Annotated in this window: 14 protein-coding genes; 4 read left to right on the top strand and 10 right to left on the bottom strand. The window is 41.2% G+C overall.

The window, feature by feature from the left end; translation table 11 throughout:
* The 4 genes from galB (at position 1) to HMPREF1532_RS05540 (ending at position 6,527) form a co-directional block, all read left to right on the top strand.
* Positions 1-2,499, top strand: coding sequence for a beta-galactosidase GalB (gene galB, locus HMPREF1532_RS05560; RefSeq protein WP_005926029.1), 2,499 nt, complete (start codon positions 1-3; stop codon positions 2,497-2,499).
* Between the two features lie 337 nt (positions 2,500-2,836).
* Positions 2,837-3,406, top strand: a complete 570-nt coding sequence (locus HMPREF1532_RS05550; RefSeq protein WP_005926026.1) for a hypothetical protein — start codon at positions 2,837-2,839, stop codon at positions 3,404-3,406.
* 198 nt (positions 3,407-3,604) lie between these two features.
* Complete coding sequence (locus tag HMPREF1532_RS05545) at positions 3,605-5,257, top strand: fumarate hydratase (RefSeq protein ID WP_005926023.1); 1,653 nt, start codon at positions 3,605-3,607, stop codon at positions 5,255-5,257.
* A gap of 112 nt (positions 5,258-5,369) precedes the next feature.
* Positions 5,370-6,527, top strand: a complete 1,158-nt coding sequence (locus HMPREF1532_RS05540; protein ID WP_005926020.1) for an acyltransferase — start codon at positions 5,370-5,372, stop codon at positions 6,525-6,527.
* Between the two features lie 84 nt (positions 6,528-6,611).
* On the opposite strand, the gene HMPREF1532_RS05535 is transcribed toward HMPREF1532_RS05540, so the two are convergent.
* From HMPREF1532_RS05535 to HMPREF1532_RS05480, 10 genes are all read right to left on the bottom strand, one after another.
* On the bottom strand, positions 6,612-7,646 hold the full coding sequence (locus tag HMPREF1532_RS05535; protein ID WP_005926017.1) for a hypothetical protein: 1,035 nt from the start codon (positions 7,644-7,646) through the stop codon (positions 6,612-6,614).
* Positions 7,647-7,807: 161 nt separating this feature from the next.
* Positions 7,808-8,356, bottom strand: coding sequence for a hypothetical protein (locus HMPREF1532_RS05530; RefSeq protein WP_005926014.1), 549 nt, complete (start codon positions 8,354-8,356; stop codon positions 7,808-7,810).
* Between the two features lie 663 nt (positions 8,357-9,019).
* Positions 9,020-9,922, bottom strand: a complete 903-nt coding sequence (locus HMPREF1532_RS21715; RefSeq protein ID WP_005926009.1) for a hypothetical protein — start codon at positions 9,920-9,922, stop codon at positions 9,020-9,022.
* A 22-nt stretch (positions 9,923-9,944) separates the two neighbouring features.
* Positions 9,945-11,285, bottom strand: a complete 1,341-nt coding sequence (locus HMPREF1532_RS05505; RefSeq protein WP_005926007.1) for a hypothetical protein — start codon at positions 11,283-11,285, stop codon at positions 9,945-9,947.
* A 195-nt stretch (positions 11,286-11,480) separates the two neighbouring features.
* On the bottom strand, positions 11,481-12,032 hold the full coding sequence (locus HMPREF1532_RS05500; protein WP_005926005.1) for a hypothetical protein: 552 nt from the start codon (positions 12,030-12,032) through the stop codon (positions 11,481-11,483).
* A gap of 303 nt (positions 12,033-12,335) precedes the next feature.
* Positions 12,336-12,464: a hypothetical protein gene (locus tag HMPREF1532_RS21915; protein WP_005926001.1), complete on the bottom strand. Its 129-nt coding sequence runs from the start codon at positions 12,462-12,464 to the stop codon at positions 12,336-12,338.
* The gene (locus HMPREF1532_RS05495) at positions 12,461-12,967 is read right to left on the bottom strand and encodes a hypothetical protein (protein WP_244266403.1); all 507 of its coding nucleotides are present in this window, start codon (positions 12,965-12,967) and stop codon (positions 12,461-12,463) included. Before HMPREF1532_RS05495 ends, HMPREF1532_RS21915 begins: the two co-directional genes overlap by 4 nt.
* 368 nt (positions 12,968-13,335) lie before the next feature.
* Positions 13,336-14,430, bottom strand: coding sequence for a pectate lyase (pelA, locus tag HMPREF1532_RS05490; RefSeq protein ID WP_005925997.1), 1,095 nt, complete (start codon positions 14,428-14,430; stop codon positions 13,336-13,338).
* Between the two features lie 114 nt (positions 14,431-14,544).
* Entirely contained in the window at positions 14,545-15,864 is a 1,320-nt protein-coding gene (locus HMPREF1532_RS05485; protein WP_005925994.1) for a TolC family protein, read from the bottom strand.
* Positions 15,861-18,893, bottom strand: a complete 3,033-nt coding sequence (locus HMPREF1532_RS05480) for an efflux RND transporter permease subunit (RefSeq protein WP_005925991.1) — start codon at positions 18,891-18,893, stop codon at positions 15,861-15,863. Before HMPREF1532_RS05480 ends, HMPREF1532_RS05485 begins: the two co-directional genes overlap by 4 nt.
* Position 18,894: the final 1 nt, after the last annotated feature.

Raw genomic sequence — 18,894 nt, 5'->3', positions numbered from 1 at the left:
ATGATGAAGAATTTGAGTGTACTGTTATTTTTAGTGTTGTGTACTTTGTGTACGAAGGCGCAGGTACGTACGGAGTACCTGTTTGAAAAAGGATGGAAATTTACCCGTGAAGACGGGACAGACTTTATGAAACCCGGGTATGACGATGCCCGTTGGCAATCGGTGAAAATACCTCACGACTGGGCTATTTACGGCCCTTTCAGCATTCATAATGATCAGCAAAAAGTAGCCATTGTGCAGGATGGGCAAAAGGCGGCATTGGAACATGCCGGACGTACGGGCGGATTACCTTTTGTCGGAGTTGGGTGGTATCGTCTCCGGTTTGAAGCACCTGCGTTTACTTCCTCCGATAAAGCTACATTGATATTCGATGGAGCGATGAGTCATGCTAAAGTTTACCTGAACGGGCATGAGATTGGCTATTGGCCTTATGGGTATAACTCTTTCTATCTGGATGCCACTCCTTATATGAAGCCGGGAGAGAGTAACCTGTTAGCTGTCCGGCTGGAGAATGAGACCGAGTCTTCCCGTTGGTATCCGGGAGCGGGTTTGTATCGTAATGTGCATTTACGGGTGAATAAGCCGGTGCATATACCGGTTTGGGGGACTTACCTCACTACTCCGGTTGTGAAAAGTGAATATGCTAAAGTTCATTTGAATACGGCTTTGGAAACGGGACAACCCGAAGCAAGCGGTTATCGGATTGTGACAGAACTGAAAGATCAGTGGGGTAAAGTGGTTGCGAGTGGTGACAAGGTACTGGCTTATGGCGACGGGAATGTGTTCGAGCAGAGTTTTGTGGTACGTTCACCGGAATTATGGTCGCCTGAAACTCCTGTCCTGTATACTGCTGTTTCGAGAGTCTATGACGGGCAGGAGTTGATTGACGAGCATACCACCCCCTTTGGTATCCGCTCGCTTGAGTTCATCCCCGATAAAGGTTTTTTCTTGAATGGAAAGAAGACTTATTTCAAGGGTGCTTGTATGCATCATGATTTAGGCCCGTTAGGTGCTGCTGTCAATGATGCGGCTATCCGCCGACAGATTCGTATTTTGAAGGATATGGGGTGCAATGCCATTCGTACTTCACATAACATGCCGGCTCCGGAACTGATAAAGGCTTGTGATGAAATGGGAATGATGGTTATGGCCGAATCGTTTGATGAATGGAAAAAAGAAAAATGCATGAACGGTTATCATAAAGTGTTTGACGAATGGGCGGAAAAGGATCTGGTAAACCTGTTGCATCAGTATCGCAATCATCCAAGTATTGTCATGTGGTGCATCGGGAATGAAGTGAGCGAACAGTGGGGAGCCGGAGAATTGGGAGCAAAGATTACCCGTTTCCTGCGGGATATCTGTCATCGGGAAGACCCTACGCGTCCGGTTACAATGGGGATGGATGGCGTGGATGCCGTTATAAAGAATAATATGGCTGCTACGTTGGATATTCCCGGATTCAATTATCGCCCTCACAAATATCAGCTTGCTTACGATAAATTGCCGCAACAGATCATTTTAGGAAGTGAGACAGCTTCTACCGTCAGTTCCCGTGGAGTATACAAATTTCCCGTAACTCGTCAGTGGATGAAGAAATACGATGATCATCAGTCTTCTTCCTATGACGTAGAATCTTGTGCATGGTCTAATTTACCGGAAGATGATTTTATCCAGCACGAGGATTTACCTTATTGCATCGGCGAATTCGTATGGACCGGATTCGATTATTTGGGAGAACCGACTCCATACTATACCGATTGGCCCAGCCATTCTTCTCTGTTTGGTGTAGTCGATCTGGCAGGATTGCCTAAAGACCGGTATTTTCTCTATCGCAGCCATTGGAACAAGGAGCAAGAGATTTTGCATGTTTTGCCCCACTGGAATTGGGAAGGACGCGAAGGAGAGGTCACTCCGGTGTTCGTGTATACCAACTATCCGTCAGCCGAACTCTTCATCAATGGGAAGAGCCAGGGAAGGCGTACGAAAGACCTTAGCGTTACGGTACACAACAGTGCCGATTCTACTTCTATATTCGAGTTTAAACGTCAGCAACGTTACCGTCTGATGTGGATGGATACACGTTATGAGCCGGGAACGGTGAAAGTCGTTGCCTACGATAAAACCGGGAAAGCGGTTGCCGAAACAGAAATGCATACTGCCGGAAAGCCTCATCACATTGAATTGGTTGCCGATAGAAACCGGCTTCGGGCAGATGGGAAAGATTTGGCGTTTGTGACGGTCAAAGTGGTTGACAAAGATGGGAATCTTTGTCCCGATGCACAGACTTTGATTCAATTCAGGGTGAAAGGAGAAGGGAGTTATCGTGCCGGTGCTAATGGTAATCCGGCCAGCTTGGAACAGTTTCATTTGCCACAGATGCACGTGTTTAACGGCATGATGACAGCCATTGTGCAATCTTCGGATAAAGCCGGGAAGATCGTTCTGGAAGCAACCGGAAAAGGATTGAAGAAAGCGCTACTGACCGTTGAAACGGAATAAGGTTGTTGCTGAAAGGAAAAATATGAGGGTATACTTTTAGCATGATGAATTGTATAAATCGTGAATTATATACAAAATGTAATGGCTGTTCTGTAATAAGTTTAATAAAATCACTATATTTGCACAATGTTATTACAACAAAGATCAACATGGGAAACCAATTTAATGTAAGAAAAGAAAATTCTGTCCAAACTAAAGGCCAGAAGAAGAGTAAAGGAGAGCGTCTCGGATGGGAATCTTTGTCCGGGTATAGGCCTGTGCCTTTAAGAACTGTTGTAGGGGATGGTATACCAGTAGTAAAAACATGCCGCTCTACAAGAGTTAAACTCGTTCCCTGATGTTAGACAGTATAGAACCATACGATATTCACTTTATCCAAAAAGCGTCTCCGACAAGCAATGGTGACGCTTTTGATTTTTCATATATTTATAAGTTCCGTACGGAAAGAACAGTAAAATATCAAAGTTTAAAGTATATCATACGGGTGGAAGCTATTGGCGATTTATTTGCTATTAAGTTCTATGCAGCACGTGATGGTAAATTAGATAACAAATACAATCGTCTTATTCAAGCATATAACTATTCACAAACATTACGTATCTTTCTGACTTGTGCAAGTGTTGTCCCTTTGATACTGTCTGACCATCCATTTGCTTCGTTTGTTATCAATGGTGCGCAGACCATAGATAAGAAGTCGGATAAAATTGAAAGTAAAGCAAATAATCAACGCTTTAGGTTATATAAATACGTTGCTGAACATTTGTTTGGTGATTCTATCTTTCAGGACTATGAGTTTCCGGAAGTTAGTTCTTATCTTATCGTTAATCGGAATAGTTGCCAAGATGTAGAACAGAAAAAGAATGAGATCAAGGAACGATTATTTAATTTATATGATATTGATATTTAAACTGTTCATAAAAATCAACCGGACTGTTTTTGGCAAGATTTCAGTAATTGCTCAGCCTTTTCTTTTTTTCGCTCTTTTTTTGTCCTAATATGTCTATAATCTTCTGTTTATCTTTTTTAGCCCTCCATTTTCTGTACTTCGAAAAACTATTGTTACCTTTGCCACACTAACTAACATTACGTAATAAAAAGTAAAAATATGGCAACACCTCCGTTTAAGTATCAGCCCATGTTCGAGCATGGCGAAGATAAGACTGAGTATTATCTGCTTACGAAAGACTATGTATCGGTAAGCGAGTTTGAAGGAAATCCGATTCTGAAAGTGGCGAAAGAGGGTCTGACAGCTATGGCAAATGCTGCATTCCGTGATGTGTCGTTCATGCTTCGCCGTTCGCATAACGAACAGGTAGCGAAGATCCTGAGCGATCCCGAAGCAAGCGAGAATGACAAATATGTGGCACTTACTTTTCTGCGCAATGCGGAAGTGGCTTCCAAAGGTGTACTTCCTTTCTGCCAGGACACCGGTACGGCCATCGTTCATGGTGAAAAAGGACAGCAGGTATGGACCGGATATTCCGACGAAGAAGCCCTTTCGCTGGGTGTCTATAAAACTTATACGGAAGAGAACCTGCGTTATTCGCAGAATGCTCCTTTGAATATGTACGATGAAGTGAATACCAAATGTAACCTGCCTGCCCAGATCGATATCGAAGCAACGGAGGGCATGGAATACAAATTCCTTTGCGTAACAAAAGGTGGTGGATCTGCCAATAAAACTTATCTGTATCAGGAAACAAAGGCTATCTTGAACCCTGCTACGCTGGTTCCGTTCTTAGTCGAAAAGATGAAAACCCTTGGTACGGCAGCCTGTCCTCCTTATCACATCGCATTCGTAATCGGTGGTACTTCTGCCGAGAAAAACCTGCTGACTGTGAAATTGGCTTCTACTCATTATTATGATGAATTGCCTACTACAGGTAATGAGTACGGACGTGCTTTCCGTGATATCGAACTTGAAAAACAGGTACTCGAGGAAGCTCATAAGATCGGCCTCGGTGCACAGTTCGGCGGTAAGTACCTGGCACACGACGTACGTATCATCCGCCTGCCCCGTCACGGTGCATCATGTCCCGTCGGTTTGGGAGTTTCTTGCTCTGCCGACCGTAACATCAAATGTAAAATCAACAAGGATGGTATCTGGATTGAGAAGCTGGATGAAAATCCGGGCAGTTTGATTCCTGAAGAACTTCGCAATGCCGGTGAAGGCAACGTAGTGAAGATCGATTTGAACCGTCCGATGCCGGAGATTCTGAAAGAGTTGACTAAGTACCCGGTGGCTACCCGTTTGTCGCTGAACGGTACGATCATCGTAGGACGTGACATCGCTCATGCCAAATTGAAAGAACGTTTGGATCGTGGTGAAGATCTGCCTCAATATATCAAAGACCATCCTATTTATTATGCCGGTCCGGCAAAGACTCCTGCCGGTATGGCTTGCGGTTCTATGGGCCCGACTACTGCCGGACGTATGGACCCGTATGTAGACCTGTTCCAAAGTCACGGTGGAAGTATGATTATGCTTGCTAAAGGTAACCGTAGCCAGCAGGTGACCGATGCTTGCAAGAAATACGGTGGTTTCTACCTCGGTTCTATCGGTGGTCCGGCTGCTATCCTCGCTCAGAATAACATTAAGAGCATCGAATGCGTGGAGTATCCTGAATTAGGTATGGAGGCTATCTGGAAGATCGAAGTGGAGGATTTCCCGGCATTTATCCTGGTAGACGACAAAGGCAATGACTTCTTCAAACAGATTAAGCCGCGTTGTGCAGGTGGTAGTTGTGATGGCAAATAATATTCATATTGCGTCGTTGTACGACCTGTAACGACTGAAATAATTCCGGGCATCTGTATCTTCTTATTAAGTACAGATGCCCTTTTTTGTAATAAAAACACTAATACATATCATGAAACAAGCACCGATTGAGCTACAACAAAAAAATCACATTGTCTGGCTGGATGTCGTGCGACTGATAGCCATGTTTACCGTGGTCTGTTGCCATTGCACCGATCCGTTCAATTTCTATCCGGGCACAGCCTCCAATATTGATGAAATAAAATTCTGGGGGGCGGTTTACGGAGCAGTCCTGCGTCCTTGCGTTCCACTGTTTGTAATGATTACGGGAGCTTTACTCTTGCCCGTACGTGGCGATGCCTCCGTGTTTTATAAGAAACGTATTCCACGTGTATTTTTTCCGTTCCTCATCTGGTCCGTGCTTTACAATCTTTTTCCGTGGATAACGGGAGTATTGGGCTTTGAACCGCAGGTTATACTTAATTTTTTCCCTTATGCCGGTGAAGAAGTGATGCGTCAGTCCTTCTCTGTGGCTTTGGAGTATATATCGCAGATTCCTCTGAATTTTTCTCCGATAGCCGTACACATGTGGTACATCTACTTGCTGATAGGGCTTTATCTTTATCTGCCGATCTTTTCGGCTTGGGTAGAAAAAGCGTCCGATCGTGCCAAGCTCTGGTTTCTTGCAGCTTGGGGAGTCACCTTATTATTGCCTTATTATCACCAGTTTGTTGCTTCGTATCTGTGGGGCACATGTTCCTGGAATGCGTTTGGCATGTTCTATGCTTTTGCCGGTTTCAATGGGTATCTGCTGTTGGGGCATTATTTGAGAAAATTAGATTGGTCTTTGAGTAAAACTTTGGCTATCGGTATTCCGATGTTTGTTGTCGGTTATGCGATTACTTTCTTCGGTTTCCGTTATATTTCTTCACTGCCGGAATATACGGACGAAATGTATGAACTCTTTTTCACTTATTGCTCCATCAACGTGGTGATGATGACGATTCCCGTGTTTATGCTGGCGAAGAAAGTACAAATCCGTTCGGAGAAAGTACAGAAAGCTTTGGCTAATCTTACCCTTTGCGGTTTTGGCGTCTATATGGTGCATTACTTCCTGACAGGGCCGAGCGTAGAGTTGGTACGTGCCCTCGGTGTACCCGCCCCGGTTCAGATTCCGGTAGCGGCAGTGATTGCTTTTGCCGTATCATGGCTTATCGTTTGGGTGATCTACCGTTGTTGCGGAAAGAAAGCGAAGTACATTGTGGGATAGGGTAAAAATGCTTTCAATTCTTCTTAAGGAGTGTGTCAGAAAGATTACTGTTGATGCGCTCCTTTTGTTTTTCTCTGGTAAGCGTTACTTTGAATAGCTGATTATTTTCTTTATCCGGTATTCGTTACTGTATTCATTTAGTGAATATAGCCAGTTCAGATACATATCGGTCGGCATTTTCCGGTATCCCAGACGATGGATTTTGGCATATAATTCATTCATGTGTTTTTGGGAAGTAACCGAAGGGCTTCGTTTATATTGCTCTGCAATGATTTGTGCTTTTAGCAATAGCGCATTGATGTAATCCGGATAATATTTCAAGGCAGTGTCACAACATTGTACAATGAAATGCCCGTCTTCGGTTCCATATTTATGCATGTATCCTTGCGCCAGATCAGTCAAGCATAGTGCCACTGATTGCTGTACGGAAAGTGTATCCATGTATATGCCGTTTCTTATTGCATCCAGGTGTATGTATCCGGATGCTGTCAGCCAAGCGTCGGTTGGAAAATCCGCACAGGTTAATTCTATATTGTACCATCCGGCACGTTTGTTCCATGCTTTTATGTACATATGATTCGGTGCCAATGAAAGCCAGCACTTTTCACCGAGCTTATCCATGATTAATTTGTATAGTAGTGGCATGGAATGACAATTTCCCTTTCTTGTTTCCATCATATACGATACGAACATGCTGCTCCAATTTTGACGTCCGGCATAATCATCGAAGTTGTATTCGAAAGGCAGATGTGCTACCACTGTATCTCCTATTTGCATAGGAATAGAATCCGTCATGAATACGAAAACAGCACATTGTGCTTTGGCAGCTTGTTCGTCTCCCTGTCCTTCGTATCGGATGTCGCCGGATTGCATAATTCCTCGGCAGAAATTAGCATACCATTCTATCTGATGATTGAAAACCTCTTCGTTCAAGTTATCGTTGTAATAAGCGTTTTCGACAGCATAAACAGCTTTTTGAAGATTCAAAGAATCTTTGCCGGAAAGCATGTTGGCAAGTGTTAATTGCTCTTTGAAGTAGGCGGCCTGGGAATATACAGGGTATGCAGTTACGATTAATAATGCGTACAATAACCCGATTGCTTTTATCAGTCTTTTCATCCTATATTTCTTTTCTTTAGTTTTGATACATCTGAAATTAACTTTGGAACCAGTATCTTTACTGAAATAATTAATGCTTTCATGTTTATCTTTAGGAGAGATAAAACTATATCATTTTCTATAAGCACTTTCCTGATATTATACTATATATGAACTACTTATTAGCGATTTTGATGCAAATGTTTGCTGATTTTTATAATTACTTCAAGAGGTATTTCACCTTCAGATTTTACTTCTTTACCATCTAAATCAAAGCAAATCACATTGTTTACATTCGTATTCCCCTTAGGAACATTAACTCCCTGAGGTGCATTCATCAATATACCGTTGTCTTCAAAATAAACTTGAATTGACTCAAAAGGAATCTTTTTATAGTTATCTTTGAATAGTTTGTAATCATAATATAGTACTAAATTTTTCTTTTTTATAATAAAGACTTCTGTCCCATATTTATTCCATAAATATAATTTCAATAAATAACCTGAAGAAAGAAAACCTACTATACAAGTGATAATGAAACCAAAAGGAATACCTTCACTGGTTGTAGCTAAATATATAAAGACTATTATTGGAATAAAAAAGATTGAAAGTGCAAAAAATAAAATAATACTTAGTATACCTGTTTTTGCTTTCTTTACATGAATTTTTAAAGAAATGCCATCTGACAATTCTAATTCATAGATTGGGGTTAGCGATTTTTTTGTTTCCATCTCTTATAATCTATACTTCTTTGTTTTAATGTGCCACATATTTTATTTAAAGTGAACTTATATAGAAAAAGATATATGACACCCAGCTGATTAGAATTGTTGAGATTATAATAGTTACTATTTTGTGTTTCCTTACCCAAGACCGATAAAAAAAACGAACTTATAACAAAAGATGCCATGCAAATAAACGGAGTTGGATAAAAAGAGTATACTAAAAAAGTTAAAGTGTCTACTTTTTCTTTTTCAATGAAGATAGTCCCACCTATGATTAATAGTATTATTAATGTCATTAAAGTAAGCAATGTTCTTTTAATGGGATTTATAAGACGATTCATCTATCGAAAATATTTGATTAGTGGGGATTCCACTTGTTAAAAATGCCCCAAGTTAATAAAATAGTTCCTATTTCTGAACATAATGCAGGGTAGAAGATAAAACTGTACATTATATCTGTTTTAAAAGGCCATAATTTCCATATTAATAAAGACAAAAAGATACTACCACCTAATTGCGCTACTGTAGCCAAAAAAGAAATTTTTAGTTTGTTTCTTCTTTTAATAAGAAAGAAGAGTAAAATAGTTCCTAATATGAATATAATACTTCCTAAATATATGTTTAATATTATTAGATCTATTAGTGAAATAGGGTATTGGTTTTCCATTTTTATTTGAGTTCAGTTCTGTTTATATTGGGATTATATGTTATTGTTTTAAATTTGTCTTGGTATTCTTCGACTATACTGTTGGGGCGTGGATCAACTATAATAGGTGCTTTCTTATTTACATTTTCATCTTGATTTACAACATCAGCTGCGAATGTTCCACAGTTATTCCCTGTGAGGCTATATGTTTTTCTGGATGGGTTTGAATTTTCATTTTCCTTTATCGTAGCATATTTATCCATATTTTCAAATTTATCGCTTTCGATATATGCTCCATCTATACGTCCGTTTTGCCCTGCTTTTTTTGATAATTCTCCCATGACTTTGTTTAATGATTCCGTGGTTGGTTTACCGTTTTTATCTATTTTTACATTAGAGATTTTAATGTTGCGAACTTCTCCTTTCCCTTCTTTGTCGTATCGTCCATATTCATAATATTTTGTAAGTCCTGTTTTGTTATTGATAAGAAGAACTCCCGCATGCCCTAAATTTCCCATTTTGCCAATAGGAGTTGATATTTTATAATCAGGAAAAACGACAAGAACGGCATCTTTTCCATTTGGGTCAATATATTTTACCGGATTATTCATGCAATATGCATAAGGACTAATCGAGTAATACTTCTCACAGTGCGGATCAATTGACATACTTTGTAATTCCGGTTTTAGTTCTATCAACGAATCTGCACCGTTTACAAAGCCGACTACCTCGTTTGTCTTCGTATTAAACAGTACCTCCCCAATTTCTACAATCGTTTCTTGATCGTGAAATTCTTCTTTCTCTCCGAAAGTATACACATCGGCTTTATACCCCAAACGTGCAAATGGATTTCCTTCGGAGTGCTGGGCTTGTAATTTCAAACAGGTTGCAATTACCAACATGATAAGTCCCGTAAATTTCTTCATATCCATATTTTGTTTAAGATTGTTATTTCACTGTTTTTCTTATAGTGGGTTGGGCATGTCCGTCTTCTTCTTTTTTAAGTTTCTCTACATGGCGTAACCAACGTGCATAGATTTCTTTAGGCATATCCTCATAGCCGCTGTTGTCAATTTCCTTATAGAGCTCATGCATACGTTCATAATGTTTATAAGCTTCCGGTGATATTTTCTTTAATGTTTCCGGGTGGCGGGCATTCAACAAACGGGCTATTTCCAAAGTTAATCTGGTTTCATAGTCGGCTTCCATGATTTTATTATAAATATCATGAGGTGAATAGGATTCCGCCGTATGTAAACAGTCCAAAATAAACGGATCATAACCATATTTCATGAGATAATATTGCCCCAGCGTGGTAAGAAGAGAAGCAACCGTTTCTTTCTTGCTTAGTGGGTTCATATATAGTTTATTGCGTATGGCTTCACTTTTGATATAACTACTGTTCATATAGTGATAGTCACTCAAGATGGAGCGGCAAGTAAGCTCCAGATTATACCAGGCTCCATTATCATCCTGTATTTTCACAAACGAATGTTGAGGAGCCAAAGCCAAGTAAGCTTTTGCACCTAACCTTTCTGCTAAAATCAAATAAAGAAGAGGCATCGAATGACATTGCCCTACATTGGTTGTCAGTAGGGTATTTACAAAATGACTGGTAAAATTCTTTTGGCTGTCATAATCGTCCAAATTGTATTTCAGGGGATAATGTGTGACCGTCTTTTCTGTTCCGGGTTGCCGGATATTCAAGGTATCGGTGAGCAAGCTGAAGATAGCCATATTTTGTGCCAGTCCGTCATGCGGATTGAGTTTTAGTTCTCTCATTCTCCATTTACAATAGTCTGCCTTTTCACTGATACTCTTTTGAAAATCGTTAAAGTTTAATTGGTTGTTCAGGTATGCGTTTTCTATCAGAAAAATAGCCCGTTCCAGATTTAGAGGAATGGAATCATGCAACATGTCGCTAATTTCTTGATAAGCAGAACGGAAATATTCTGTGCCGGGGATACCGGCTTGGGATGGGAAGCCATTTTTTGTCAGAGAGCTCGCTATACTGTAACATTCTTCTATTTCTCTCATCATGGCGGTTGCCTCCTCTATCTCTTGCTGTGCTCTTTGTCTCCGGCGTATCAGTTCATTGGGGTCGTATATATTGTTTTGCTGTTTACTTGGGGTAAAGGGAGCAGATGGTCCGGGGGAAGACGGGAAATTAATGTTTATTCCATAAGTATCCATCGCATTAGGGACGGGTACCGGAATACCCGGTAATTGAGCATAAGAATAACAACTACATAATAAAGTAATGAGGAGTATGGTTAACAATTTGTTCATAGCAGTTGATAATGGTAATATTTGCAATATTAAGAATTTATTGTTACTTGATCAAGAAAAGTATGAAAAAATGATTGATAATTAGTGAAATGCTTTAATAATGTATCTTTTTCTTGTCTTTTATTATTTATCAGAAAGCGGAATGGGAGAATTATGTTACAATGATATTGCTATTAATAATTCAATAACCCCCGACTAATACTTCTTTTTCACTTTTACTTTATCAATATTTTTGTATCCATATAAATAATTGTTACAAATGAAATATGTTGTACTATCTATGGCAGTGAAATATACAGTATCGTTTCGAGTGAAAACTATTCCTCTTTCATTCTCACCACCAATTGATAAACCCGGTTCAGGACTATGTTGTATGCTATAATAACTACCATCTTTATTGATGTCGTCGCACGATATGGTATATTCAACTCCACCAATAAAAAACTTCCAACTATCCATACGAATACGTTTATCAATTTCAATATATTGTACAAAAAAAAGGTACACTAAAAAAGAAGATAAAAAAGCATTAATCACGAAAAAAGGAGTGTAATATATTTTGATAAAATAGAATATACCGGCAATCATTAAATTGGCTAAAAATACCATAGGAATAATGAATAATAATATGATAGTCATACTTTCATCAGGTTGGCTATACAACGTCCAACAACCAATCATAATTATATCAATTACCAATAAGATCGACAGCGTTATGATACTCTTTTTAGAAAATAGTGCTTTCATTGTATACGTAATTTAATATGAAATAAACTTTCCATCTATAAATTGATAACGTCCCTCTGGAAGATTGGTTATTTGGTCATAAAAATCCATGATCGAGTGACCTTGCTTTTTATCCGATCCAGTCCATATTTTGTTTAAGATTGTTATTTCACTGTTTTTCTTATAGCGGGTTAGTCATGTCCGTCTTCTTCTTTTTTAAGTTTCTCTACATGGCGTAACCGACGTGCATAGATTTCTTTAGGCATATCCTCATAGCCACTGTTGTCGATTTCCTTATAGAGCTTATGCATATGTTCATAATGTTTATAAGCTTCCGGTGATATTTTCTTTAATGTTTCCGGGTTGCCGGACATTCAAGGTATCGGTGAGCAAGCTGAAGATAGCCATATTTTGTGCCAGTCTGTCATGCGGATTGAGTTTTAGTTCTCTCATTCTCCATTTACAATAGTCTGCCTTTTCACTGATACTTTTTGAAAATCGTTAAAGTTTAATTGGTTGTTCAGGAATGCGTTTTCTATCAGGAAAATAGCCCGTTTCAGATTTAGAGTAATGGAGTCATGCAACATGTCGCTAATTTCTTGATAAGCAGAACGGAAATATTCTGTGCCGGGGATATTGGCTTGAGATGGAAAGCCATTTTTTGTCAGAGAGCTCGCTATACTGTAACATTCTTCTATTTCTCTCATTATGGCGGTTGCCTCCTCTATCTCTTGTTGTGCTCTTTGTCTCCGGCGTATCAGTTCATTGGGGTCGTATATATTGTTTTGCTGTTTACTTGGGGTAAAGGGAGCAGATGGCCCGGGAGAAGACGGGAAATTAATGTTTGTTCCATAAGTATCCATCGCATTAGGAACAGGTACCGGAATCACCGGTAATTGAGCATAAGAATAGCAACTACATAAAGTAATGAGGAGTATGGTTAACGATTTGTTCATAGCAGTTGATGATGGTAACATTTGCAATATTAAGAATTTATTATTAATTCATCGAGGGAAATTTGGAAAAACACATAAAGATTAATGAAAATCAATAGGATGAAGCTTCTTGCTCTGTTTTTGTAGATGTTGTGTTTGATTTTGTTTCCCCGTATGAAACGAAAGGTTTCTTTCGGAGAAACCATTGGTTCCATACGGATGAAACGAAGAGTTCCATACGAACGAAACCAACAGTTCCATGCCGATGGAACCATTGGTTTCAATAAGTAGAAACTATCTGATGTGTTATGATAAAAATCCCATTATTTACAGTAGGTGTACTAACTGCAAATAATGGGATTTAATAATTTATATATTGGGGAGGATGATTACTTCTCTAATTTCTTCTTCCACTCTTTGTACTTTGCCAATACTTTCAGACCTCCATTGTTGTACCAACTATAACCATTACGGCGTTCATAACCGATTTCGGAGATATCATATTTCTTAATTCCGTCACGGTCACAGAAGAAAGGGCGGTTGGTCTCTAATTCGTAGAAACGGGCCCATAGTGGTTCACAATCTGTACAAGGTACCATTCTGTAGTCTTTTTTGCCATCTGCATTGGTGAAATACTCTTTCTTTATATTTTTTATTTCCGATTCCTTAAACCATTCGATAGCAGCATCGATGGAAGCAATCATTTCCGGAGTCGGTTTAGATAAGGACATAAGGAAGAGTACGATATCGTCTGATTCTTGTCCGCTTAGCGAAGGAAGTTCGTAGGCGCGTGCTTTGGCAGGAGCAAGTGTTTCGCGGTCGTGCTGTGCACACCATACGGTGAGTTTGCCATTTTGTTTTACTTGGGTTTTCAAAATGCATTCCACTCCTTTGTCCAAAGCTACCTGTGCTTGTTGCCGTGCCGCATCGGGAACGAAAGTATAGGGAGCTTTCGCTTTGGTTATATCTCTCAAAAGCTTCATCACATTGATCATGGCGTCATCATTGTATGTGATATGGATGTAATACCCTTTGGGACGTGGATAGAATTGTGGCCAACCTCCATTTTCATATTGTGCTTCGAAGAGATATTGTAGTCCACGGAGGAAGGCGTCTTTGTATTTTTCATCTTGAGTTGCCAGATAGATACGGGCCAGATAATTCATTTCTGTGATGGTAGCACGGTTGTCGATTGTGCTTAAATTCACGTTCTCTTTCATCTTGAGAGCATCTTTACGTTCCTGGTCTGTCAGTTCGGCCGCCATATAAATGTTTTTAGGCCATCCTCCGGTAATTTGCTGATACAGTAATACATTGTCGGCAATGCGGATGGCTTCCGGCGTTTTAAAAAATGCATCGTCAAATTTCGGTGCAATCTTTACCCAGTCTTTATATGGGTGTTTCTCTTTGTAATTGGTGTCCGTTTGGGCAGAAAGACCTGTCAGAAAGAAGCATGACAGGGCAATTAATAAAATTTTCTTCATGGTTTGCTGTTGTTTATTACCTTATTGTATGTGGCAAAGATAGGGGAAAACAGGGGGAAGAAGAGGTAAATATTGTTTTATGTGGGAGAAAAAATGATCACTTATACCTAATCCCTATTCCATGTATTTCAATACCTTGCCACTAATCTGTAAAAGTGAGATCTCGCACAGCTTTGTATCATATTCAGCAGAGAGTATTCGTTCTTCGGCATCCAGTAGGCTCTTTTGAGCTTCACGCATTTCGATACCGGCGAGGTCACCGAGCATATAACGTTCCATAGCTATCTCATGGTTTTCTTTGGCGGCTATAAGATTTTGGCGTTCCAGATTGAGCAATTGCAGGTTATTGCGATAAGCTTGCCACAGGTTACTGATGTCTGCCCGTAATGCTTGTTCCAGTTCTTGACGTTGCAGACGGGAATTTTTTACGGCAATGCTGGCATTGCGTTTTTCACGCCGGCGGTTTCCGTCGAATATATTAAAACCGATGGTCAGTCCGCCATTGAATCCCAAGTTCCCCCGTTGACTGTTGGAAGCTATGTCGTATTTATTGAAAGTATATCCGTAACCGGTGTTCAGTTTCAGGTACGGATAATTACGTGAATTTACTTTTTTATAGTCCAGTTGGGCAATGGTAGTATTCTGGTCGGCTTTCAGTAAAGACGCATTGGTTTGCAGCGTGGCATTCCATAGCTCCTCAAAGTTCAGATGGGCGTTTACTTTGATGATGGAGTCTTCGATGAAGAGCGGCTGGTCTACATCCGCATTTGCCATCAGCTCATTCAGATTGATACGGGAGGTATGCAGCAACTCCTGCTGTTTCATATATTTGGCACTGTCTGCATTAAAGTCTACTTTGGCTTGCTGATAGTCGAGACGGGAGAAGTTACCGATGTGATAGCGTTCTTCCACGATGCGGAGCCGTTCTTTAGACAGTTTTACGGCATAGTGCAAATTGGCGAGACGTATTTTTTGCTGGACAAAGTTATAGTATTCTGCGGCAAGGCTGGCCACAAAGTCTTCGATGGCTATACGGGTATTTGTTTCGCCTTGTAGCTCCAGTTCCTTGAGCTTTTGGTAGTTGGCCTGAATGTTGAAGCCGTCGAAAATAGTCCAGTTGAGATTAAGCCCTACATCGATTGTTTGATCGAATACACCGTTTTCTTTGATTGTTTCTCCGCTTTCACGGACTTTCGTTCGTGTGTTGTCTACAGTTCCTTTGTATCCGGCACTGAAATCGAGCGTAGGCAGATAGCCGGCATTTCCTAACGTTGCATTGTTTTTGCTGACCTGCTCTTCATTATGGGTGATGCGCAACGAATAGTTATTCTGTAGTCCTTCTTCCAGACAGGACTTTAAAGTATATACTTGTTTCTGAGCCTGTCCGGTGAGGAGCAGGCTGCAAACGATAGCGAGCATTAAGATTCGTTTCATGATTCTCTTAACTTATTACGGTTCGTTGAAATATAGCTGTATATGGCAGGGACGATGTACATCGTCATCAGTGTGGAGATCAGCATACCGCCTACTACTGCCGTTCCCATGGCGATACGCTGGTTGCAGCCTTCACTGGTGGCAAAGGCAAGTGGTATCAGTCCCAATATGGTAGATGCACTCGTCATTAGGATAGGGCGCAGACGCTGTAATGAAGCATCTTTGATGGCGTTCATTTTATCTTTACCGCTTTCCTGTTTTTGGTTGGCGAACTCCACGATAAGGATACCGTTTTTAGCCACCAATCCGATGAGCATGATAATACCGATCTGGCTGAAGATATTCATCGTTATTCCACCGAAGTACATAAATATCAGTGCACCGGCAATGGCGAGGGGCACGGTCAGCATTACGATTAACGGGTCTTTGAAGCTTTCGAACTGAGCAGCGAGGATCAGATAGATCAGGAAAATAGCCAATATGAAAGCAAACATCAGACTTGATGAACTTTCGCGATACTCTTTGGAGTCTCCGGTCAGTGCGGTACGGAAAGAGTCGTCCAATGTCTCTTTGGCTATCTTATCCATTTCGTCCAGCCCCTGACCGATAGTTTTTCCTTCTGCCAATCCTGCGGAAACCGTGGCCGATGCAAAACGATTGTAACGATACAGTTTCGGAGGGGCGATACCGTTTGTCAGTTCTATGAGGTTGTCGAGCTGTACCATATCCCCTTTGTCGCTTCGCACATAGATGGCTTTCAGATCGGCCGGTTTATTGCGTTGCTGGCGATTGATCTCACCTAAAATCTCGTATTGTTTTCCGTTCATGTAAAAGTATCCCATACGTTGTCCGCTCAGACCGTATTGGAGTGTCTGGGCTATGTTACGGGTACTGACTCCCATGATACTGGCTTTATCACGATTGATATTGATACGGGCTTCGGGCTTGCTGAATTTCAAATCGACATCGGCCATTTGGAATACCGGATTTTCATAAACCTTTGCCATGAATTTCGGCAGTACCTCTTGCAGTTTTTCCAGGTTGGTGGCTTGCAATACATATTGTATCGGCATGCCACCGCGACGTCCGCCGAAAGATGAGGACTGCTGCACGAAAGAACGCGCCATTGTTTTTTTCTGTACGGCTTTTGATAACTCCTCGGCTACGTCCATCTGAGAGTAATCTCGGTCTTTCATGTCTTTCAATGTGATACGCACGTTTCCGCTACCGCTCGAAACGCGGGCTGTCACAGATTCCGCATCGGGAATGATCGAGTCTACCAAATCATTGATATCTTCTGTATAATCCCGTATATATTCGTAGGTTACTCCTTCTGCTCCGCGTGTATTTATACTGATTTGTGAGCGGTCTTCAAGCGGAGCCATTTCTGCCGGAATGTATCCCCATAAAAAGACAATGATACCGATGGTAACGGCGATAACCGGAAGTGCCAACCAGCGCTTTTTCAGGAAAGCTGCCAGTGAACGGCTGTAAATGCGGTTTATCCCTTCGAAAAAGGGTTCTGTTTTCCTGTAAAACCAATTCTGCTTTTCACGTTTTATCAATAGCTTGGTGGCAAGCATCGGTGTGAAAGTCAATGCGGCGAAAGAGGAAATGATAACCGATCCTGAAATAACCAAGCTGAACTCACGGAAGAGTTTACCTGTCATACCATCCATGAATACGATGGGGAAGAATACGGCTACCAGTGTGATGGTGGTGGAGATAACGGCAAAGAAAATTTCTTTTGCTCCCTCGATACCGGCCTCTTTAGGTGCCATTCCTTGTTCGATACGCACATAGATGTTCTCTGTCATTACAATGGCATCGTCTACCACAAGTCCCACCGATAGTACGACGGCAAGCATGGAAAGCACATTGATGGAAAATCCTGCCAGATACATGACGAAAAATGCACCGATCAATGAAACGGGGATCACGATGCAAGGCACGAGTGTTACGCGCCAGTCACGTAAGAAGAGGAAGATAATGATGATGACCAATATGAATGCTTCGTATACAGTCTGTTCGACCTCATCGATAGAAGCACGGATAAATTTGGTATTGTCGAATCCGTAATTGTAATGTACATCTTCGGGAAGGTCTTTTTGCATCCTTTCCATACGGTCGTACACGGCATCGGCTATTTTGATATGGTTAGCTCCCGGTTGGGGGATGACTACCACACCTACCATCGGAACGCCGTTCATCTTCATGTAGCTCTTTATATCTGCCGGGCCTAATTCGGCACGACCGATATCGCTGAAACGCACAATCTGGTTGTTGTCTTCCTTGATGATCAGATCATTAAACTCATCTGCCGTATGCATCAAACCTAAAGTACGGATCGTCAGTTCTATCGTATTTCCTTCAATGCTGCCTGAGGGAAGTTCCACGTTTTCATTGTCGACTGCATTTTTCACGTCTACGGGAGTGATACCGTAACCGGACATCTTGATCGGATCGAGCCACAGACGCATGGAGTAGCGCTTTTCACCCCAAATGGATACACTGCTCACATCTGATATTGTCTGAAGTTGCTCTTTTACAGTGAGGTCGGCTATTTCACTCAGTTCCAGCAGCGATCGCCGTTCGCTTTGGAGAGCTACCATCAGGATCGGCGTAGCGTCGGCATCTGCTTTCGATACCGTAGGAGGATCACAGTCGCGGGGAAGATAACGTTGTGCACGCGATACTTTGTCGCGCACGTCATTGGCTGCGGTTTCCAGATCGACGGACAATTCGAACTCTACGGTAATGCGGCATTGTCCCTGCTGGCTGACGCTTGAAAGCGAGCGGATACCGGGAATACCGTTGATGTTCTGTTCCAACGGTTCGGTAATCTGATTCTCGATAACATCGGCATTTGCACCGGGATAGGAACAGGAAACCGAAATGATAGGATTATCTACCGACGGATATTCACGGACGCCGAGATAGCTGTATCCGATGAATCCGAAGAGAAGGATAATGAGGGTTAATACCGTCGATAATACCGGCCGGCGTATACTTAATTCGGATATATTCATA

The sequence above is a fragment of the Bacteroides salyersiae WAL 10018 = DSM 18765 = JCM 12988 genome, assembly GCF_000381365.1.
In the GTDB taxonomy this organism is placed as follows: Bacteria; Bacteroidota; Bacteroidia; order Bacteroidales; family Bacteroidaceae; genus Bacteroides; species Bacteroides salyersiae.
The sequence above is the reverse complement of the archived record's forward strand: the minus strand, read 5'-3'. Positions and strand labels throughout refer to the sequence as shown.